Source organism: Prochlorococcus sp. MIT 1011 (assembly GCF_047305235.1).
GTDB lineage: Bacteria > Cyanobacteriota > Cyanobacteriia > PCC-6307 > Cyanobiaceae > Prochlorococcus_B.
In genome coordinates, this window is record NZ_CP138983.1 from 836,289 (window position 1) to 851,873 (window position 15,585).

34 protein-coding genes are annotated in these 15,585 nt (G+C 32.8%); 17 read left to right on the forward strand and 17 right to left on the reverse strand.

What is annotated here, in order from left to right:
• Window positions 1-87 precede the first annotated feature (87 nt).
• The gene (locus SIB75_RS04960; protein ID WP_413684475.1) at window positions 88-537 is read right to left on the reverse strand and encodes a hypothetical protein; all 450 of its coding nucleotides are present in this window, start codon (window positions 535-537) and stop codon (window positions 88-90) included.
• A gap of 391 nt (window positions 538-928) precedes the next feature.
• Between SIB75_RS04960 and SIB75_RS04965 the strand changes: the two genes are divergently transcribed.
• The 3 genes from SIB75_RS04965 (at window position 929) to SIB75_RS04975 (ending at window position 1,862) form a co-directional block, all read left to right on the forward strand.
• Window positions 929-1,141 (forward strand): hypothetical protein, encoded by a 213-nt coding sequence (locus SIB75_RS04965; RefSeq protein ID WP_413684476.1) that lies wholly within the window; start codon window positions 929-931, stop codon window positions 1,139-1,141.
• Between the two features lie 197 nt (window positions 1,142-1,338).
• Window positions 1,339-1,521, forward strand: coding sequence for a hypothetical protein (locus SIB75_RS04970; protein WP_269617101.1), 183 nt, complete (start codon window positions 1,339-1,341; stop codon window positions 1,519-1,521).
• A 56-nt stretch (window positions 1,522-1,577) separates the two neighbouring features.
• Complete coding sequence (locus SIB75_RS04975; RefSeq protein ID WP_269613120.1) at window positions 1,578-1,862, forward strand: hypothetical protein; 285 nt, start codon at window positions 1,578-1,580, stop codon at window positions 1,860-1,862.
• Between the two features lie 146 nt (window positions 1,863-2,008).
• Here the strand turns inward: SIB75_RS04975 and SIB75_RS04980 are convergent, their stop codons facing one another.
• Entirely contained in the window at window positions 2,009-2,809 is an 801-nt protein-coding gene (locus SIB75_RS04980) for a TIGR01548 family HAD-type hydrolase (RefSeq protein ID WP_413684478.1), read from the reverse strand.
• Window positions 2,810-2,835: 26 nt separating this feature from the next.
• On the reverse strand, window positions 2,836-3,042 hold the full coding sequence (locus tag SIB75_RS04985; protein WP_413684479.1) for a hypothetical protein: 207 nt from the start codon (window positions 3,040-3,042) through the stop codon (window positions 2,836-2,838).
• 625 nt (window positions 3,043-3,667) lie between these two features.
• Between SIB75_RS04985 and SIB75_RS04990 the strand changes: the two genes are divergently transcribed.
• Window positions 3,668-3,880 (forward strand): hypothetical protein, encoded by a 213-nt coding sequence (locus SIB75_RS04990; protein ID WP_413684480.1) that lies wholly within the window; start codon window positions 3,668-3,670, stop codon window positions 3,878-3,880.
• Window positions 3,881-3,963: 83 nt separating this feature from the next.
• On the opposite strand, the gene SIB75_RS04995 is transcribed toward SIB75_RS04990, so the two are convergent.
• The gene (locus tag SIB75_RS04995) at window positions 3,964-4,170 is read right to left on the reverse strand and encodes a hypothetical protein (RefSeq protein WP_413684482.1); all 207 of its coding nucleotides are present in this window, start codon (window positions 4,168-4,170) and stop codon (window positions 3,964-3,966) included.
• A 309-nt stretch (window positions 4,171-4,479) separates the two neighbouring features.
• On the opposite strand from SIB75_RS04995, the gene SIB75_RS05000 reads away from it, so the two are divergent.
• The 3 genes from SIB75_RS05000 (at window position 4,480) to SIB75_RS05010 (ending at window position 5,374) form a co-directional block, all read left to right on the forward strand.
• Window positions 4,480-4,695 carry a hypothetical protein gene (locus tag SIB75_RS05000; protein WP_413684483.1) on the forward strand — a complete coding sequence of 72 codons (216 nt, stop codon included), beginning with the start codon at window positions 4,480-4,482 and terminating at the stop codon, window positions 4,693-4,695.
• Between the two features lie 2 nt (window positions 4,696-4,697).
• A complete protein-coding gene (locus SIB75_RS05005) occupies window positions 4,698-4,961 on the forward strand; it encodes a DUF1651 domain-containing protein (RefSeq protein ID WP_413684485.1) in 264 nt (87 codons plus the stop codon).
• 239 nt (window positions 4,962-5,200) lie between these two features.
• Complete coding sequence (locus SIB75_RS05010; RefSeq protein ID WP_413684487.1) at window positions 5,201-5,374, forward strand: DUF4278 domain-containing protein; 174 nt, start codon at window positions 5,201-5,203, stop codon at window positions 5,372-5,374.
• Between the two features lie 105 nt (window positions 5,375-5,479).
• On the opposite strand, the gene SIB75_RS05015 is transcribed toward SIB75_RS05010, so the two are convergent.
• From SIB75_RS05015 to SIB75_RS05025, 3 genes are all read right to left on the reverse strand, one after another.
• The gene (locus SIB75_RS05015; RefSeq protein WP_219046016.1) at window positions 5,480-5,626 is read right to left on the reverse strand and encodes a hypothetical protein; all 147 of its coding nucleotides are present in this window, start codon (window positions 5,624-5,626) and stop codon (window positions 5,480-5,482) included.
• A gap of 528 nt (window positions 5,627-6,154) precedes the next feature.
• On the reverse strand, window positions 6,155-6,472 hold the full coding sequence (locus SIB75_RS05020; RefSeq protein ID WP_413684489.1) for a hypothetical protein: 318 nt from the start codon (window positions 6,470-6,472) through the stop codon (window positions 6,155-6,157).
• Window positions 6,473-6,590: 118 nt separating this feature from the next.
• Window positions 6,591-6,812, reverse strand: coding sequence for a hypothetical protein (locus SIB75_RS05025; protein WP_413684491.1), 222 nt, complete (start codon window positions 6,810-6,812; stop codon window positions 6,591-6,593).
• A gap of 100 nt (window positions 6,813-6,912) precedes the next feature.
• On the opposite strand from SIB75_RS05025, the gene pip reads away from it, so the two are divergent.
• Window positions 6,913-7,854: a prolyl aminopeptidase gene (pip, locus tag SIB75_RS05030; RefSeq protein WP_413684493.1), complete on the forward strand. Its 942-nt coding sequence runs from the start codon at window positions 6,913-6,915 to the stop codon at window positions 7,852-7,854.
• A 134-nt stretch (window positions 7,855-7,988) separates the two neighbouring features.
• On the opposite strand, the gene SIB75_RS05035 is transcribed toward pip, so the two are convergent.
• Window positions 7,989-8,213: a hypothetical protein gene (locus SIB75_RS05035; RefSeq protein ID WP_413390777.1), complete on the reverse strand. Its 225-nt coding sequence runs from the start codon at window positions 8,211-8,213 to the stop codon at window positions 7,989-7,991.
• Window positions 8,214-8,419: 206 nt separating this feature from the next.
• A complete protein-coding gene (locus tag SIB75_RS05040; RefSeq protein ID WP_413684495.1) occupies window positions 8,420-8,554 on the reverse strand; it encodes a hypothetical protein in 135 nt (44 codons plus the stop codon).
• Between the two features lie 373 nt (window positions 8,555-8,927).
• On the opposite strand from SIB75_RS05040, the gene SIB75_RS05045 reads away from it, so the two are divergent.
• Complete coding sequence (locus SIB75_RS05045; RefSeq protein ID WP_413684497.1) at window positions 8,928-9,104, forward strand: hypothetical protein; 177 nt, start codon at window positions 8,928-8,930, stop codon at window positions 9,102-9,104.
• A gap of 23 nt (window positions 9,105-9,127) precedes the next feature.
• Here SIB75_RS05045 and SIB75_RS05050 read toward each other — a convergent pair whose 3' ends face one another.
• On the reverse strand, window positions 9,128-9,250 hold the full coding sequence (locus SIB75_RS05050) for a hypothetical protein (RefSeq protein ID WP_413684499.1): 123 nt from the start codon (window positions 9,248-9,250) through the stop codon (window positions 9,128-9,130).
• A gap of 314 nt (window positions 9,251-9,564) precedes the next feature.
• On the opposite strand from SIB75_RS05050, the gene SIB75_RS05055 reads away from it, so the two are divergent.
• The gene (locus SIB75_RS05055) at window positions 9,565-9,798 is read left to right on the forward strand and encodes a DUF1651 domain-containing protein (protein ID WP_413684501.1); all 234 of its coding nucleotides are present in this window, start codon (window positions 9,565-9,567) and stop codon (window positions 9,796-9,798) included.
• A gap of 186 nt (window positions 9,799-9,984) precedes the next feature.
• A complete protein-coding gene (locus tag SIB75_RS05060; RefSeq protein WP_413684503.1) occupies window positions 9,985-10,272 on the forward strand; it encodes a hypothetical protein in 288 nt (95 codons plus the stop codon).
• Between the two features lie 193 nt (window positions 10,273-10,465).
• Here SIB75_RS05060 and SIB75_RS05065 read toward each other — a convergent pair whose 3' ends face one another.
• Genes SIB75_RS05065 through SIB75_RS05075 form a run of 3 tightly spaced genes read right to left on the reverse strand, consistent with a single transcriptional unit; the run spans window position 10,466 to window position 11,206 of the window.
• Entirely contained in the window at window positions 10,466-10,606 is a 141-nt protein-coding gene (locus SIB75_RS05065) for a hypothetical protein (protein WP_413684505.1), read from the reverse strand.
• Window positions 10,606-10,854 carry a hypothetical protein gene (locus SIB75_RS05070; protein ID WP_413684507.1) on the reverse strand — a complete coding sequence of 83 codons (249 nt, stop codon included), beginning with the start codon at window positions 10,852-10,854 and terminating at the stop codon, window positions 10,606-10,608. The genes SIB75_RS05065 and SIB75_RS05070 overlap by 1 nt, the downstream gene beginning before the upstream one ends.
• A gap of 22 nt (window positions 10,855-10,876) precedes the next feature.
• On the reverse strand, window positions 10,877-11,206 hold the full coding sequence (locus SIB75_RS05075; RefSeq protein ID WP_413684509.1) for a hypothetical protein: 330 nt from the start codon (window positions 11,204-11,206) through the stop codon (window positions 10,877-10,879).
• 303 nt (window positions 11,207-11,509) lie between these two features.
• On the opposite strand from SIB75_RS05075, the gene SIB75_RS05080 reads away from it, so the two are divergent.
• Entirely contained in the window at window positions 11,510-11,704 is a 195-nt protein-coding gene (locus SIB75_RS05080) for a hypothetical protein (RefSeq protein WP_413684511.1), read from the forward strand.
• A gap of 79 nt (window positions 11,705-11,783) precedes the next feature.
• Here the strand turns inward: SIB75_RS05080 and SIB75_RS05085 are convergent, their stop codons facing one another.
• Window positions 11,784-12,131 (reverse strand): hypothetical protein, encoded by a 348-nt coding sequence (locus SIB75_RS05085; protein ID WP_413390764.1) that lies wholly within the window; start codon window positions 12,129-12,131, stop codon window positions 11,784-11,786.
• Between the two features lie 188 nt (window positions 12,132-12,319).
• Window positions 12,320-12,601 (reverse strand): DUF1499 domain-containing protein, encoded by a 282-nt coding sequence (locus tag SIB75_RS05090; protein WP_413684513.1) that lies wholly within the window; start codon window positions 12,599-12,601, stop codon window positions 12,320-12,322.
• Between the two features lie 10 nt (window positions 12,602-12,611).
• On the opposite strand from SIB75_RS05090, the gene SIB75_RS05095 reads away from it, so the two are divergent.
• On the forward strand, window positions 12,612-12,743 hold the full coding sequence (locus tag SIB75_RS05095) for a hypothetical protein (RefSeq protein WP_413684515.1): 132 nt from the start codon (window positions 12,612-12,614) through the stop codon (window positions 12,741-12,743).
• A 166-nt stretch (window positions 12,744-12,909) separates the two neighbouring features.
• On the opposite strand, the gene SIB75_RS05100 is transcribed toward SIB75_RS05095, so the two are convergent.
• A complete protein-coding gene (locus SIB75_RS05100; RefSeq protein ID WP_269605936.1) occupies window positions 12,910-13,080 on the reverse strand; it encodes a hypothetical protein in 171 nt (56 codons plus the stop codon).
• A 295-nt stretch (window positions 13,081-13,375) separates the two neighbouring features.
• On the opposite strand from SIB75_RS05100, the gene SIB75_RS05105 reads away from it, so the two are divergent.
• The 3 genes from SIB75_RS05105 (at window position 13,376) to SIB75_RS05115 (ending at window position 14,614) form a co-directional block, all read left to right on the forward strand.
• Entirely contained in the window at window positions 13,376-13,579 is a 204-nt protein-coding gene (locus SIB75_RS05105) for a hypothetical protein (RefSeq protein WP_413684517.1), read from the forward strand.
• A gap of 6 nt (window positions 13,580-13,585) precedes the next feature.
• The gene (locus tag SIB75_RS05110; RefSeq protein ID WP_413684518.1) at window positions 13,586-13,792 is read left to right on the forward strand and encodes a hypothetical protein; all 207 of its coding nucleotides are present in this window, start codon (window positions 13,586-13,588) and stop codon (window positions 13,790-13,792) included.
• Window positions 13,793-14,137: 345 nt separating this feature from the next.
• A complete protein-coding gene (locus SIB75_RS05115) occupies window positions 14,138-14,614 on the forward strand; it encodes a hypothetical protein (protein ID WP_413684520.1) in 477 nt (158 codons plus the stop codon).
• Window positions 14,615-14,674: 60 nt separating this feature from the next.
• Here SIB75_RS05115 and SIB75_RS05120 read toward each other — a convergent pair whose 3' ends face one another.
• Complete coding sequence (locus SIB75_RS05120; protein ID WP_413684522.1) at window positions 14,675-14,959, reverse strand: inward rectifier potassium channel; 285 nt, start codon at window positions 14,957-14,959, stop codon at window positions 14,675-14,677.
• Between the two features lie 190 nt (window positions 14,960-15,149).
• On the opposite strand from SIB75_RS05120, the gene SIB75_RS05125 reads away from it, so the two are divergent.
• Window positions 15,150-15,518: a hypothetical protein gene (locus tag SIB75_RS05125; RefSeq protein ID WP_413684524.1), complete on the forward strand. Its 369-nt coding sequence runs from the start codon at window positions 15,150-15,152 to the stop codon at window positions 15,516-15,518.
• The last annotated feature ends 67 nt before the right edge of the window (window positions 15,519-15,585 follow it).

Sequence of the window (15,585 nt, forward strand, 5' to 3'; positions counted from 1 at the left end):
AATTGGATGAATCATCTTACCTAAGATGATAACTGCAAATGTAATTTTAAAAAAATCATAGCGATCTTGAAGTTGATCAATATCTTATTAAGCAGAAATGATTTCTTTTTTTCTTGATCTCTTTAAAACTGCGTAAAAAGTTAAGACACTTATTGTTCCAGATGGACCTATAAATACATGCCATATTTGTTCGCCTGAACTTGAAAGTAGAATCCCAAAGAATGTAGTAAAGAATACTCCCGTGATGGGATAAATAAAGAAGACCCAATCTTTAAATCGTCTCCACCATTGCGATACAAGTAGAATACTTATTAATACCTGAATTAAAAGAGTTGTTGACTTGTCTAGTAACCAATAAGAAAAAACCGCGGCAATTATTAACAAAATATTGCTAGTTATGATCGACTTGTTTTTAGCTACTGAAATAGTAAAGAACGATAATCCAATAGAAAGAAATGAATAAAACAGCCAATTATATATTGATGAGTGATCTACATATATCCAATCCGTAGTCGTATGATCGAACATCTCAAACATTGAAGCAAGTCCTAGTGAGATAAAGGCAAAAGGTGGTAGCAGAGGAAATCTAATTTGCTTGAATCTGTTTATGGACTTAATTCCAATAATGATAGGGATGAGAAATGCTTGTAGATGTGCTAATAACAATAATGATCTGAAGGTCAATTAAGTTAATTTGGAGCTAATACGAAATTAGCAACTTTATTGAAATCTTCCTAATACAAGAACTAATATTTTTTAAAGAAACTTACCAATGATTGAAACCGGGTTAGTTGTTTAACAGAGGAAACCCGAGGACGGACTAGGCGAATATTTGGACGTTGACCGCACATTCCAAAAATAATTAAAATGTATTTCTAAATTCAAGCTAATACTAAGATAAAAGCAACAAGTAAATCAGTAAGAAGATATGTTCTTAATTCCTCCAGACTCACTCTCAAGATTATTGGTTGTAATGGTGGCGAAAGTTGTTGAGAAATTGAATTTCTTTGCGGTTTTAGATCCTTTAATAAAAACCTTTATGCAAGTTGCACTTGTCATTGGACCATTGAGTCTTGTGGGTTTGGTTTTGCTACTTAGGAAAATTGAAAAAGATCATCCAGAACGTATACGTTGGAAGTAATGAGAAAAGAAAATCAATTCAACTCCGATTCGAATTATCCAGAAAACTTTTGGCCGAAAATATTAACTCTTCTCTGTATTGGGGCTTTTATTTATTGGGTAATGACTTCTCAAAATGCTGATAAAACTCTCGATCAATATCTTTTTGACCCAATTCTCAGACTATTTGACAGAATAAAAATCAATGATTTTTCGTAAATGATTAACAGACTTATTTCAAGTGAAAGATCCAAATGGATTTTTGTGATTGGTGTGGTTGCCATTGGTGCAGGATTCACAGCAAAGAATGTGATCTCCTATCCAACTGAATGTATGAGCGAAGAAGTTGTCCAAGACTTTGTTACACCTAAAGGAACTACAAGCAATTTCACCATTTTCTAGTTTTTTTCCCTCAATAAGTCAAAAAAGTCTCTACATTTGAAGAAAGAAATTTTAAAATGTTTTTCTTTAATCCATTTTGGCCTTTAACAGCTTTAAGAATCGCTTCATTAAAAGCAACTTCAACATTACTTTTACTTCTTTTAATTAAATCAAACCTTCTTCGTTTGAAAGGTGGACTGATAGGCGGACTCGTTGCACTTACACTTATTTCTGGATTAATTGTCTCATCAACAGTTGCTGGCGGAGCTGCTTACTACATTCTTCAAAATAAGAAATCAAATGATGATGAAGTAAACATGTCTGACGATGATGTAATTAATGCTGAAGCAGTTTCAGCTTGATTTCGTTTTGCAATTACGTGCTAAAGATGGTTCATTGCTCATTATTTACTAATTGTTTTAAGCACCTCTCTAACAAATTATCTTAGGTGGTTTTTTATTGTTCAACTGAATAATTATGAGAAATAAAAATTAGATTATCGAACTATCTATTGGTTTATAAACAAATTTAGAATTTCATTTTTAAAATTGTCCATCGATTTAATAATCAGGTCTGCACCTGCTTTTCTCAACTCTGCCTCATAACTTAGACGTTTCTCTCGACTTGAATCTACATGTAAATGTGGGGGGGCAATAGCGATACTGATAAATTTCTGATCAGGGATCTTAATTCGAGCATTTATTACTGTTTTAACATCTGCAACAGTATCTCCTATATATGCAATTGGAGGGTTGGAAAGGCCTAAAGGATTTTTTGAAAGTTTAGAAGATAGTGAAATAAAACCTGTTGGATCAGGTTTTTCAGGCGCTTCACCCATTGCAATCAAGGGAGCAGAGGCTAAGCCAAGCCTCTGCTCTAAGACGAATTTCGCTGATGGTAATTCAGCTCCACTTACGAAACCCCAACCAATTCTTCGCTGAGTTAATTCCTTGAAAAGTGTTTGTTTGACTAATAAAGTTTCATCTTTAATAAAACCTGACCATTCACTAGAGTCATGGTTTGGATCTCCACCAAAATAAAAGTTTTCAAAGCATTCAATTAATATTTCTCTAGACGGAGCTGAAAAAGAAAGATTGTTGGTTTGTACATGTCTATTAATCATTTCTAGGCTCAAATCCCAATCATTGTTCCAACAGCCTTCACTTTTTATAGAATCAATATCTTCTATCGAGGGTCTCCACCCACTAAAAAAATTTACAGTTTCTTGGATAGCCAATCGATAGCTGTTTGTTACGTCACGAATAACCCCATCTATATCAAATAAAATCAGGCCAATATTATTCTTCATTGAGTTTTTCTTCTGATTAAAGATGTTCAATGAAATTTATTGTTTAGTTGAAGCTTAAGTTCTAATTCACGATCTTTGAGACCTTTTTCATTTTTAATAATTCGATTACCGACCCAGGCAATTCCTATTCCAATGGTTGCGGGGATACCAATTACTGAAAATCTTGTAAGGCTTTGCATTCTTTTTGCTAAATAATAAAGAAGATTTGTTTGAGTCTTCTTTGAAGTTAACAAGCAATTTTAAAAATTAAAATATTAAGTGAATTTCAACTTGTTTTGGTTCTTCTTAAATCTCTCCATAAGCAGGCCATCAAATAGAAATAACCAGCCATTGCAATTATAAAAAATGATGTCATCAGCTTTGCTCTGCAGTGGACATTTGAAAAATTGAAGCAGAACTAACTACTAAAAGTATTCCGAATAAAATTATGTGATATGGAGTAAGCATGTTAAAAAAATAAAAATCCTGATGAATCTAACCAACGAACTAAGTCGATGTTGTAGTGCAATGCGAAGATTTTTGGGGTGGTTACACCAATATTTGAGAATATGAGGTAAAACCATATTGAATAAATTGGAATGTAATGGTTAGTTTCCTTTTCTTAATACTAAAGCCAGTACTCTTTTTGATGTTGAAAAAATTTTTCAAGAAGCAAATGAAAGCTTTTATTATCAGTGCAATTGAGTGGCTAGTTCTTCAAACAGACAATGATTTAGACGATAAGATTCTTGCGAAGGTGAAAAGTGGAATGAAATTGGGTGTCGTTTGATCAAATGCTTAAGCAAGTGGTAAATGGATTTACAATATTGACTCCATGCAAAACACATTTATATTTTTGTTGTTAGGTGACTGTAAACTATGACTGAAAAATGTGAAACGAAGTGGTCACCCACTGAAGATCAAATCGATAACATCATTATTCCAGCAATGCAGGGAACTGCTCAGCAATACGCTAAGTATGCTAGTGAACTCCAATGTCCTCCATCATTTATCGCACTAATGCTTCGAGATATTGCTGATACGTTTGAAGAAAATGCAATAATAGGAGACAAAGGTTGTGATTGTTGTTAAACCACCTTCAATTCGTCTACTAATTAAAAGTCAGCAAGTTAACCATCCAGTTTTACCAATAAGGTATTTTGTTTGATACTTTTTTATTTGCCTATTAAGCACAAGTAACGAGGAATACCCGAACTTTTTGTGTACTGCTTGCCTTGTTCCTCGCATTGAGACATGTTTTTCATTTCTATTTTTTCTATTCCGTAAGTACTGTTTTGAAGGATCAACCAAAAACTTTCGGCTTGTGCATTCATAGCTGTCAAAAACATAGCCGATGACAAAAATAATAAATTGCGTTTCATTGATCTTCTCCTAATGTCCAACTCTATCCAGAATTAATTCACGTTTTTGGTGGGATTTCCTCTTTTTTACCCGAACTGGTTAGCCCTACCTGAACCGACCTTTTGGGATAGATTATTCCTGGTTATATTCCTAATAATTGATTCAAATTTTAAAAAACATTTTAGCAATGACAGCAATTAATAAAATTACTGCCGCTAAGCTTTTAGTTTTAATAAACCTTCCTGTTTTGCTTTTAATAGCAGGTGTTTACCAAATAGGTTCTGCAGTAATAGTTTAATTATTGTGTTAGCTAGTTATTGTTTCTAGTTATGGCCAAATGGATTCCGTCCCAAAAGCAAAAGTCAGGTTTAATAAGTAGAACATTCGAATTTTTTATTGATGAGTTAGCTGAATTGCAGTATGAGCTTGATTGCCCAGATGAATTCATATGTGATTTCCTTGAAGTTGTTAAAAATCGTTGGTCACCAGATAGTTGTCATTCCAAGGCTAGGCAGCATAAAAGAGATAATCCAAGCTCCTACTGAAAATGCACAATGAAAGTTGGCTTGTGAAAAAAGATCGAGTCTGGGCAATGAGGTTTTTAAAAGATAAACACCCTGATGAAGACGGAACTACATACATAAGGGTTCACTACGCTAGCTGCAGGTTCAGATTCCTACACGGCATTACTCCTCATGTTCAATTACATGAAAGTGAGAAGCTAACTTATGAAAAAGCAAGAGACCTATGGAGGTCGTCAGTGGAAACAGAATGGGAAGTCTCTAAGAAACCCTTATGGGAGACCTCTTAAAGCTTAAAAAAAATTAGCAGAATTCTCTTTTAAGTTGATATTTAAGAAAAAAAGATTTTGAAATTTGAGTATATACCACTAGATAGTTTTGTATCCAGATGAACTACACGTGCCATCCATGCATAACATAATAGTTTTTGTAGCAACCGCTACCAAAACGTTCAACTCGTTACATAGCGAGCCGCATCTCGATTTAAGCCAAGGAACGGGGACTTAAATCAACATTCGGAGTATGGATGATGACAACTCTTCTATATCGTGGACAAAACTATGTCCAGCACAAAGATCAAAAAGCTCAAAAGGATTGTGTTGAGCTGACTTACAGGCGTAATCACTACAACACATGCAGAAGCGATGCTAAGTCTGAGCTAAATTCCCAATTGGCTTATCGCGGTCATCGCTATCAACATTAGTTTGTTAACTTTTTTTGTAAGGCCCTGCTAGGCAGGGCCCTTTTTTTTGCTTAGATAATTCTTGTTTGGTTGAACAGCTATTAACTAGTACAAAGTTTATTTTTATTAACCCTCATAAACTTTGCAAGTAGATGCTGTTGGATGATTACTACATTCTTTTTCCCAAAACTCATCTCTAGTTTCATTGGGAACCGTGTAAGAGAAGTCATGCATTGTTCGAATATCACTTAATGCATTTTTGATTATGTTCAAAGGATTTTTTAGTTTCATAACCCTCCGTATCGGTATATAGATGTTCTAATCGATCTTGTTAAATTTATACACCTCGGCTTTTACTCAAGTAGAATTAACTATTAGTCGATTAACGAATCAAAGATAAGAATTATAGGAGTAGAGGCTATGCTTAAGGCTTTACCAAGTTAAAAAAATATAGTTTGTGGTTATTATCAGTTAAAAATCAATTGATTGTCTCATTTTCTAAATGGTTGTGTAGTAATGAATAATCTTGGATTGAACGATGATAAACGCATATGACGTCTATTTACCAATCTGGATATAAGTAATCGTCTCCTATGGGCTCTTCATAAAATTGACCAACTTCAATTCCATAAAAATATTTTGATAGTTTGGCGAAAAAATTTTGCATTTTAATAAAAAAAACGGTCTGTGCAGACTCAGACCGTTAGTGAATTACTTCTTTCCTATCTAAATACATTATTTTAGTTAGTGCGATAGTAAGGAATACCCAATTAATTTGTTTAAGGACAAGCCTAGTCTGTATTAATTGAAGTGAGCACTGATAAAGGAAGGCGGTTCAAACTTTTTTTGGAGTTTAAATAATGTATTTACTTTATTCTTTAAAAAGGAACCAAAACCCAAATCAATAAAAATATATAGAAATAGGGAATAGCAAAAAACCACATAGAAAATAAGATGACATATGAATGTGTCTATGAGATCAGATTCTTTTTCATTAGTTTTTTGCTCTTCAACATCTATCTTGGGTGACTTGAAATCACTTATCGAATTAGTAGCTATTGACTCAACCCAGCCAAACTGTGCTAGTTCTTGATCGATTATTTTTAGCGCTGAAGTCATAAAAAAGAAGAATTTTTAAATATTTATCTTTTTATCGTGTTAAAAATCAAGTTCTAGGCCAACGTTACATTTTTTAGTTTTTTATCTAATTTTCTTGAGGACGAACACATGATTCCAGTTAATTTCTTCCATTGCATCTTTGAACTGCAAGCATGTTTGCATCCGCATGATTCTTTTCTGATTTCCAAATCTTATTTGAAGTTTGACCAATACAAGCAACTTCAGCTGCATTTTTTATTCCTACTGGTATTTGAGTTAAAGCCAAAATCATTAGGGCAAAACCTGTTCCAGGGGCATGAATATTTAATCGAAAGTTTTTGAGCCAATTTTTCTTACGCATTGATCAATTCCTTTTTAATAATCCTTTATAGCTAATTTTGTTATGTATGCTTGAGTTGAATGAAATGTCTCAAAAGCAAAAGACGAAAATTTAATTAAAAATGTTATTTCCAGAAATAGAACCTAAGGAACAAGGGATATTGAAAGTGAGCCCACTACACTCAATCTACTGGGAAAGAAGTGGCAATCCAAACGGATCCTCTGTCTTGATTGTTCATGGAGGCCCAGGTGGTGGGAGTAGTCCTTCTTATAGAAGATATTTTGACCCAAAGAAATTCAATATTGTTCAATTTGATCAAAGAGGATGCGGTAGATCTTCTCCTCATTCTGAGATAAAAGAAAATACGACACATCATTTAATTGAAGACATTGAAAAATTAAGACAACTCTTAAAAATTGAATCATGGCATGTCTTTGGGGGCTCATGGGGCTCAACCTTAAGCTTGATTTATGCCATTCAACACACGGAAAAAGTTTTAAGTCTTACTCTTAGGGGTATATTTTTGTGCCGAAAAACCGAATTAAGTTGGTTCTATCAAAAAGGAGCTAGTGAGATTTTTCCTGAAGAATTTGATCTATATCAGTCTGTTATTCCGCAAAATGAGAGAGGCGATTTGATTAATGCTTTTCATAAGAGATTAACCAGTCAAGATAGGTCTGAAAGAGCCAAAGCGGCTCATGCTTGGACGAGATGGGAAATGTCAACAAGCTTTCTAATGCCCAAAGAATTATCCATTAAAAAAGCTGCAAATAATAATTTCTCAGATTCTTTTGCGCGTATAGAATGTCATTATTTTGTTAATAACATTTTTTTAGAGGAAAATTATATTTTAAAAAACATTACTAAGCTAAATGATATTCCTGTTTCGATTGTTCAGGGAAGATATGACGTGGTTTGTCCCATGAGAAGTGCATGGGATCTTAATAAATCATTGCCCTCTTCAAAACTTTATGTAATCGATAATGCGGGGCACTCAATGAAAGAAATTGGAATTTCTAAAAAATTAATTGAGTTGACGAATGGGTTAGCCAATTCTTTTTGATCTCTATTAAAAGTTGATGATATAATGTCTAAAATATATTCTTTGAGAACCCACCTCATTAGTTCCATTATGTAATTACAAAAATCTAAAAACTTTCAGCAAAAATAAATATCATTAATTATCTTCGATTGATTTCAAGCTTGCTTGTTTTCTTCATTTAAATCACCCATCGCTTTGATTGGGAATTTCTTCCCTTGTCTCCAAATAGCTGCAAAGAGTAAAGCTATAAAAGCAATTATTGGTACGAATCTTAGGACTTCCATTGTGGAAGGATCAATAACTAAAGATTTAAATGGATTACCAATAGAAACGGGTTCAACTTCATAAGAATTTACTAAGGAATTTAGATCTACTTGCATGAGTCTTAGATATTTCTTCTAACATATTAAAAAAGACTGAAAAGTTAGCTTCAAAAAATAAATTTGTGATCCTGATGTATAAAATACACTTTTAATAGTAAAAAAAGTTATACCTACTGGTAGCTTGTGTCCGATCACCTTGCGCCTTTTTATTGATAATTTATCTGATTAGATACATAAATAAACCTCTCATTTTTATAGACAATTTATTTAGTAAGCCATGAGAAGAAAAAGAACCAACTAAAGATAATTAAATTAAGTCCAACTGTTAATGATATCGCTATCACTTTATAAGTTTTTCCAACTTCTTCAGATTCTTGATTGAGCTTTATTCTTTTCATTTCGCTTCTTTGTAAAAAAAACTTCTGATTCACTCTCTGACTAAAGCTATATGAGGAGAGGTGTCATTTCCCTTTCACTTAATAACATGAATTTTTCTTTTTTAAACGGCTTAGATTCTTTGCCATCTATGTTAAAGACAGTTCATGGCTATTTCAGGAATTTTATTAGTTGTGGGAGTAATTACATTTGAGCTGAGTTACTTGTTTCGTGAAGGTTCATGAGAAGCATTTATATGATCCGCTTTCTTTGAGTTGGCTTTAAAATTTATTTTTATTAAGTTTGTATGTTTTGCACTTGATTCAATGTCAATGGATTTATTTACTGATTGATAAAACGTTTTTACGAGTTAAAAATGTATAGTTACAGATTAATATGAACAGAGCTCAAATTGCGTTACCTCCTTTACTAAAAGGCTCTACTGAGGTGAAAATCATTGAACGAAGTTGGGGCATTGAAAGGTGCTATGTAACATCAGATGGTGAGAAGGTTTGCACACCAGCTCCGTTTTTAACAAATCATCGAAACCTAGATTGGCCTTGCTTAGCTTAAATAGTTTTCTTGTCAAAAATAATTTAATAACTGTTCAAATCGAATTTTGATTTTGAATTCTTTCTTTGATTTTTTCTTAAACCGTTATCTCCTTCTGCCATCTGAAGAATTGATGCAAAACCTGTTATTAGTAAAATTCCAAACATGATTACGTGGTAGGGAGAAAACATTTTAATTTTGTTTTTAAATGAAATTAGCTACTACTACATATTGGATGTTGTAGTGCAATGCGAATATTTTTAGGGTAGTTTCACCCAAGCATTTAATTTTTTGGTGATCTTAAAATTCAAATATCTGATATATCTACCAACACTATGAAATTGTTTACTCCTTTCAGCATTCCTAAGTCTGATATGACAGCTCTGCCGAAACGGAAAAATAAAGCTTCATCCAAAAAGTCCCATTAAAAAAAACCAACAATACTTTATGGTACAATTGTACTGCCAACTTGTTTGCTGGTATGAAGCGAGATGGTTGGATTAGGGAAGCAAATGGAATATGGATACTTAGGTTTCGATATGATTGGGAGAGCTGGGATCAAAACCCTAAGGTTTGGATTGAGAGGGGAAGGCTTGAATCAAAAGGACCCCCACTTTTAAAAAATCGTAAGAGGATGAGAAGAGGTTTGGCAATAAAACTATGGAGGGAATTATTGTCAACTGGATGGAGACGTATTCCCCCACAGTGGGATTAATAATTAAAATGATCAAGTTCTTGTTATTTCCAAGTTAAATTAGTTTTTATACTTTATCTTTTCCACTTCAAACGTAAATCTGCAAAACGTTTGATTTCGCAGACTACTTAATGTATAGATTTTGAACATCTCATCACTATTTAAAAGTAAATTCATTAGGTTAGATTTTTAAATAAACAAATAATCATGACATCGGACATTGAATACTATAAGCAACTGTCTAAAAAGGTTAGTACAAATCAAGATAAAATTATTTTTTTTGATCAAAATCAAAAGGCATTTTACTTAGATATTTATTCTGATAGTTGGTCAAAGATGATGCTGGAATATGCTAAAGCAGAGAATCTAAGTTCAGAGCAATTAAATAAAATTGAGGAAATGAAATGGATTGAGATGCCTAAAAATTTAAAGCTTTTTGCATATGATTTCTGTATTCTTAATGGATTTGTTTTTACTGGAGTGGGAAGTAAATAATACTGATTAATCTGGGATTAAAAAATATTTAGGCGCTTATTCATTTGATTAATTTACCACTTTTCTTTTTAAGTAGATTGATTTTTTTTTATTGTAATTGCTCTAGTAATAAGTCAGATGCTTGTTGCCTCTAGGTTCATTTAGTTCTAAATGGTGCACGCACAATACTTTTTAATTTTCTAGAAGATGCAATTTATTTTTTCTTTTTCGTCCTTTTGCTTTTTGGCTCAAATCCGTCTTTAAAGTCCGAACCGGATTTGTTAAACCAAGCCAAGAAGGCGGCAATAGATGTTCCAATTAAAGCAGCAATAACCCATTGAGATATTTCATCCATTAGCAAAAAATTTTTCTTCCAGTAGCTGAGTAATAGTAGCAAGTACCATCAGCCCCGATATAAAACATACGGTTTTTGTATTTTGACTTTGAAAATTGTTCAAGTCTTCTTTCATGCATATCGAAGTTTTTTGTATTTAACTCTGGATTTCGTTCTCTTTGTTCATTGGTTCCCTCTTCTAAATTCCATGCCAATTTTCTTATGAGCCAAATTGCGGCAATTAAAAAAACAATAACTAATAAATCCATTTATTTTGCAAGAGAAAAGTTGTTAGCAATAGTCTCTCAACTCTCTCCATTTATCTAGCCCCGCTTGAAGATTCTCCATTTCAGCTTCAGAACCATTTGTTTTAAATGCTTTAATCAACGACTCTGTAGCTTCGATTCCATAGTTAGCAGCTTCTCTTTGTCTTGCACAAACTTTGTCTCTGGTTCCATCTTTTAAATCTGTCTCAATTTCTTTCAGTAGTTTGCTTGCTTTCTCTTGTTTTTGATAAAAATCACTTAAATACATCTCAAATTCCGACTCAGCATTAGCTGATATGACTGAAGAAAACAAGATAACCAAGGATATTAATAATAGAGGAAATAAGCGCTTCATGTTTTCATAATGGCGATCTTGCTAATCTTCACAACCTATATATATGCAATGTTATATGGGGAACCCGAACACGCAGCACGTATCAAATGTTTAGATGATATTCACATGAAATCAAATCAATTTTATCTCTCCATTTTTACACGTAAACCACTTGAAATGTGTTTGCTTTTTATTTACTGTGCTTCATTAGCATGCTTCGCTAGTTGATAGATATTTAAATGAACTATTTCAAAAACCCTTGGCAATGACATTTGCATTTGTGGTTTGTTCTTTCATTACTGATTCTTTGGTGATCAATTTAGTATGAAGATACCTTCGATAAGTTTAAAAAGAACGCTTGACGTGACCATGAAGGACACTTTCCGAAGGATAAAAGAATTAGGTGAGAAAAACAGTCAAGCATTAAGAGAGGAATACAAAGAATGGATAGATGCTAGTGAAGACGGGAATAAACACCCTCATGTTCTGTATATGAATCAGTTAGAACCCAAAAGTTAAAAAGATCATTAAAAAGGGGCTAAAGTTGCCCCTTGTGAATTGTCTGATGATCAGATTTTACTAGTAATGTGTAAACCCTTCAAGCAGCTAATAGTTCTTCCTCCGCTGGTAATGTTTGAGTTATTGACTCATCCAATTCATCACTTCCTTTTATGTCTAGAGAAATAACGTCTCCTGATTCTAGACTCGGCTCGACATTTTGCTCAGAAGCTATTTCCAGATTAGGTTCCATTTTTACTGACGAGGTAATCTCAGTTAGAACCACTTGTGCTAACTCAGCTTCTTTAACAACTTGAGACCATGGGTTAACTGTTGCTGCAATGAAGTCCCGATTTGCTTCAGTTTTGTCTCCACGGGTGATGAGTAGGAAAGGAAGGGCAACGGTAAACAGACAAAAAATGGCTAGGAAAAAGTTGGCGATGGCCATTTCTCTACCAGGTTCAAATGCTGCTAGAAGCATAAAAAGAAAAGCAATTTGTATAAAAAATCACTTACTTTTTACCCTTAAGCCATACCTTCGCAAACAAACTTAATCGAAAAATTTATTATGTTCAAAATCAATGACTTTTCAGGGGGTGTTTGAAATTGATTTTTTGTGTGTAAGTTAGTGATGACTCATTCTGTCATTAGACGATAAGCAAAATCATCAACCCTCTTCTGATTCACTCCATTATCTCCAATTCCTACTCTTGATTCTGATCTGACTTGAATAATACCTTTTTCTGGAATTGCTTTGAGCAGTAGATCATCGGTATATCTTCTCCATTTTGTCTTCGCTTCAGCATGAATAAATGAATCAGTTTTTTCAACTATTTTTGTTCTCGCTGTTTCAGAAACAATTTTGGTTGCTTTTTTAAAAGCATTTTCTAAATCATTGACTTTAAAGTCTTCTCTCACGCAGTGCGTTATGACAACACACTCTGGCAGATCAGCTGTTATTGCATTTGCTTTATGGGGGGTAATCGAAAGAACAACAAGAATTGAAAAGAAGAAAGTTAAAAATCGATTAATCATTGATCCAAAAGATCTAGTAAAATAAATTTAAAAGCAATACAAATAAATATATCCTAGGTGAAAATTATATGTGATTTTACTCTACGATTTTTAGAGATTTATGGCTTGAAATTTAGATCTATCAAAGCTGGAAAAAGAATAATGGATAATTATTGATAAAAAAACTTTTCTAAACCCATCTGAGCATTTTTTTAACTTGCTAATTCATTTCCCCATTCTTTGTGTTTTCTATCTAAATCTACTATTGAATTTTTTTGAGCATTAAGTATTAGTAAGCGATGAACTAGCTCGATTTTGGTTTCAGTTACCTCTTCTGAGTAAAACTTTAGAGGTTGTTCTCCAAGCAAATTGTCGCCGCTCATTAAATAAAAATTTTAAATCATTGGTTTTTTAGGACGAAATCAAGTATAAGCATTAGTTTTTAAGGTTTTTTTTCTTTTTACGTTACATCACTCTTGCTGGTTGTCCCTACCTTTACCATCCATTTAGCAAGAGTAGAGGTGGTTATGATTTTAATTGTAATTTTTTCTTCTTGAATCTCGTTCCCTCAACAAGTTCTTAACCTTATAAATACTGATAGTTTGTAACGCTACAGTTCTTCTTTCCATCCTGGAGAGTTCATAACAAGTTAGTTCTTCAGTTCTTTTTGATTTAGTAATGCATCCTGTTTTTCATTCTGAATTTATAGGTCTTGATTGGCCCATCCTCTTTATTGGACACATCATTATGTTTTGGTCTTTAACTGTAAGACTTGATTGGTCCTGGATTCCTTTAACGGATTATGAGAAATTATGCGGTTCTAAAGGTGACGTATATCGAGCTCAAGTGAGTTTATTGGAGAAAACTTTTCTAAATAGCTAAAATCAAATGAAATTACTTCTTGTTTTACCAATCTCTTTTTGCTTTTTATTTCCCACAAAAACGCTAGCATCAAGAACTGATCAAGTTAGTTCCGTTTGTGAAAGTTTTGCGGCCGGTAAAATTGATGCAGCAAAAACCTTAAAGGCTTTAAATCTAAATATTGATGATTTTTCAATAGGCTTGGATAATACTGCAAAAATATTTTGTGCCTAGTTTGTGAGTTCTTTTTGTTATTTATAGCTGCTACATTTAGAAAATTCTTTAGCTTTTACTATGAAATTGTGGAGGAAAAAAGTTTATGTTTATCCATATAATATGGACTTAAGTATTTCTGGTTATATTATTTATTCTTCATTTAGTGATACTACTTAAAAGAAGTGAATCAAATATTGATTTAGGAACAGTATTTCATCTGATTTTAAATGGATAGCACATAATGAAACAGACTTATACACTTGTGAGATAATAGTTCTAAATTCAATGCATTGATGTAAAAATGCATACCCATATTAAATGTATTTTCTAATTTTCCTTAATTCTCATTCTCACTAAACAGACATGAATATCGCTCAATCATCGCCTTTGTATGAATATTGGAATTCTGCTCAAGACGAGAATGATGAAAACAAGAGACTATTAAAGCTTAATTCAAAGGAACCTGCTTCTAACCTTTTTAGGAACGAACCTTACAAATGGGAGAATCTTTATCGAAGTGTTCTTAAAAACGTTATTAGTGGAGATGATTCATCAATAAAAGGATTGATGGTTTTGTTATCTACAATCAGTAAAAGGGAGAAAGATATAGCCCTTAACTCTCTAGAGCCTTTTTTAGATAAGTGTATAATTAATAAATTGAGAAATGAAAAATATCAGGATATAAAGTCAAGTAAAAATTTTTATACTGCCTTTAGAATATTGTTGACTATTTTTATCAATCCATATGATTTAGAACTTAAAAAAGAACCAAAACATCTTTATGAGAAAACAGGAATGTTTTTTTATAAATTTAGAAAGATAATTTTATCAAATAAGTGAGATTTAAATCTCTGGTAAAACATTTCAAATATATAAAATTTTAATCTTAGAGAAGGATAACTATTGGAGAGAAAATTTTTCTATTAATTTTCTAAGTTGCTCTGTTCGAGAGTTTTTTTGTGGTCTGGCCTCATCAAGTACTGCTGCACAACATAATTGCCATGATGAACCATCTTTTAATTTCAATTCTTTAGAAATATTGACTGGAGCAGAGGTTAAGGAAGTTATTTCATCTATATGCTCGAGGGTCTCCCACAGTTCACTCTCCAAGAAATCTAGTTCAACTTTTGAGAGGAGGTTTGTTGCTATAAAATCCTTGATTAAATCTGTAAGTTCTAAAGACATTGTTAATTTAATCTAATCGACAAATCCATAGGTTTAATGGAATGAGCAGTTTATAAAGTTATTTCTTTTTGAGGATAGCACTTATCTAAATTATATATTTACGAGCTGATTTTCAAATTTTATTCTTAAAGACTTAATTCAGATAACTACAATATAAGAAAGAACCCACTTCCTTAAAGAAAAAATGAGTATGGAGATTACAACCGAATCTGCAAAAAAGGCGCAAAAGGAAGCTGAATGGGCATATAACAAAGCAATGGAAAAGTTTTATTATTCAATGTTGGAGGTTGTTTTCTTAAGGATTAAAAGTCACCTATCTAGGGAGGGGTTAAAGAAAGTGGTGGAGATAGATAAAAAAAGAGCTAACAACGAAAATCTGGGAGTTGAATTTAGTCAAAAAACTTGGTCAGTATTAGCAGAAGCATGGACAGGTGCAGAAGGCTTGGCGATGACTAAGATCGCTGAACTTTATGGGCTGGAGATATCTGATTTGGATATTTCCAAAATTCAAAAGCTTGATGCAAATGATAGTTCTCCAAAATGCACTCCATCAAAATAACTTTGATGTACATTGAATCTGCTGAATATATTCACCGATCGATTTGAAGTTACAACAATTAAAAAAG

Coding starts and splice junctions, on each gene's coding strand:
- SIB75_RS04960 (WP_413684475.1), bottom strand. CDS start 537: ATGTTTGAGATGTTCGATCATACGACTACGGATTGGATATATGTAGAT.
- SIB75_RS04965 (WP_413684476.1), top strand. CDS start 929: ATGTTCTTAATTCCTCCAGACTCACTCTCAAGATTATTGGTTGTAATG.
- SIB75_RS04970 (WP_269617101.1), top strand. CDS start 1,339: ATGATTAACAGACTTATTTCAAGTGAAAGATCCAAATGGATTTTTGTG.
- SIB75_RS04975 (WP_269613120.1), top strand. CDS start 1,578: ATGTTTTTCTTTAATCCATTTTGGCCTTTAACAGCTTTAAGAATCGCT.
- SIB75_RS04980 (WP_413684478.1), bottom strand. CDS start 2,809: ATGAAGAATAATATTGGCCTGATTTTATTTGATATAGATGGGGTTATT.
- SIB75_RS04990 (WP_413684480.1), top strand. CDS start 3,668: ATGACTGAAAAATGTGAAACGAAGTGGTCACCCACTGAAGATCAAATC.
- SIB75_RS04995 (WP_413684482.1), bottom strand. CDS start 4,170: ATGAAACGCAATTTATTATTTTTGTCATCGGCTATGTTTTTGACAGCT.
- SIB75_RS05000 (WP_413684483.1), top strand. CDS start 4,480: ATGGCCAAATGGATTCCGTCCCAAAAGCAAAAGTCAGGTTTAATAAGT.
- SIB75_RS05005 (WP_413684485.1), top strand. CDS start 4,698: ATGCACAATGAAAGTTGGCTTGTGAAAAAAGATCGAGTCTGGGCAATG.
- SIB75_RS05010 (WP_413684487.1), top strand. CDS start 5,201: ATGACAACTCTTCTATATCGTGGACAAAACTATGTCCAGCACAAAGAT.
- SIB75_RS05020 (WP_413684489.1), bottom strand. CDS start 6,472: ATGACTTCAGCGCTAAAAATAATCGATCAAGAACTAGCACAGTTTGGC.
- SIB75_RS05025 (WP_413684491.1), bottom strand. CDS start 6,812: ATGCGTAAGAAAAATTGGCTCAAAAACTTTCGATTAAATATTCATGCC.
- pip (WP_413684493.1), top strand. CDS start 6,913: ATGTTATTTCCAGAAATAGAACCTAAGGAACAAGGGATATTGAAAGTG.
- SIB75_RS05035 (WP_413390777.1), bottom strand. CDS start 8,213: ATGCAAGTAGATCTAAATTCCTTAGTAAATTCTTATGAAGTTGAACCC.
- SIB75_RS05040 (WP_413684495.1), bottom strand. CDS start 8,554: ATGAAAAGAATAAAGCTCAATCAAGAATCTGAAGAAGTTGGAAAAACT.
- SIB75_RS05045 (WP_413684497.1), top strand. CDS start 8,928: ATGAACAGAGCTCAAATTGCGTTACCTCCTTTACTAAAAGGCTCTACT.
- SIB75_RS05050 (WP_413684499.1), bottom strand. CDS start 9,250: ATGTTTGGAATTTTACTAATAACAGGTTTTGCATCAATTCTTCAGATG.
- SIB75_RS05055 (WP_413684501.1), top strand. CDS start 9,565: ATGAAGCGAGATGGTTGGATTAGGGAAGCAAATGGAATATGGATACTT.
- SIB75_RS05060 (WP_413684503.1), top strand. CDS start 9,985: ATGACATCGGACATTGAATACTATAAGCAACTGTCTAAAAAGGTTAGT.
- SIB75_RS05065 (WP_413684505.1), bottom strand. CDS start 10,606: ATGGATGAAATATCTCAATGGGTTATTGCTGCTTTAATTGGAACATCT.
- SIB75_RS05070 (WP_413684507.1), bottom strand. CDS start 10,854: ATGGATTTATTAGTTATTGTTTTTTTAATTGCCGCAATTTGGCTCATA.
- SIB75_RS05075 (WP_413684509.1), bottom strand. CDS start 11,206: ATGAAGCGCTTATTTCCTCTATTATTAATATCCTTGGTTATCTTGTTT.
- SIB75_RS05080 (WP_413684511.1), top strand. CDS start 11,510: ATGAAGATACCTTCGATAAGTTTAAAAAGAACGCTTGACGTGACCATG.
- SIB75_RS05085 (WP_413390764.1), bottom strand. CDS start 12,131: ATGGCCATCGCCAACTTTTTCCTAGCCATTTTTTGTCTGTTTACCGTT.
- SIB75_RS05095 (WP_413684515.1), top strand. CDS start 12,612: ATGACAACACACTCTGGCAGATCAGCTGTTATTGCATTTGCTTTATGG.
- SIB75_RS05100 (WP_269605936.1), bottom strand. CDS start 13,080: ATGAGCGGCGACAATTTGCTTGGAGAACAACCTCTAAAGTTTTACTCA.
- SIB75_RS05105 (WP_413684517.1), top strand. CDS start 13,376: ATGCATCCTGTTTTTCATTCTGAATTTATAGGTCTTGATTGGCCCATC.
- SIB75_RS05110 (WP_413684518.1), top strand. CDS start 13,586: ATGAAATTACTTCTTGTTTTACCAATCTCTTTTTGCTTTTTATTTCCC.
- SIB75_RS05115 (WP_413684520.1), top strand. CDS start 14,138: ATGAATATCGCTCAATCATCGCCTTTGTATGAATATTGGAATTCTGCT.
- SIB75_RS05120 (WP_413684522.1), bottom strand. CDS start 14,959: ATGTCTTTAGAACTTACAGATTTAATCAAGGATTTTATAGCAACAAAC.
- SIB75_RS05125 (WP_413684524.1), top strand. CDS start 15,150: ATGGAGATTACAACCGAATCTGCAAAAAAGGCGCAAAAGGAAGCTGAA.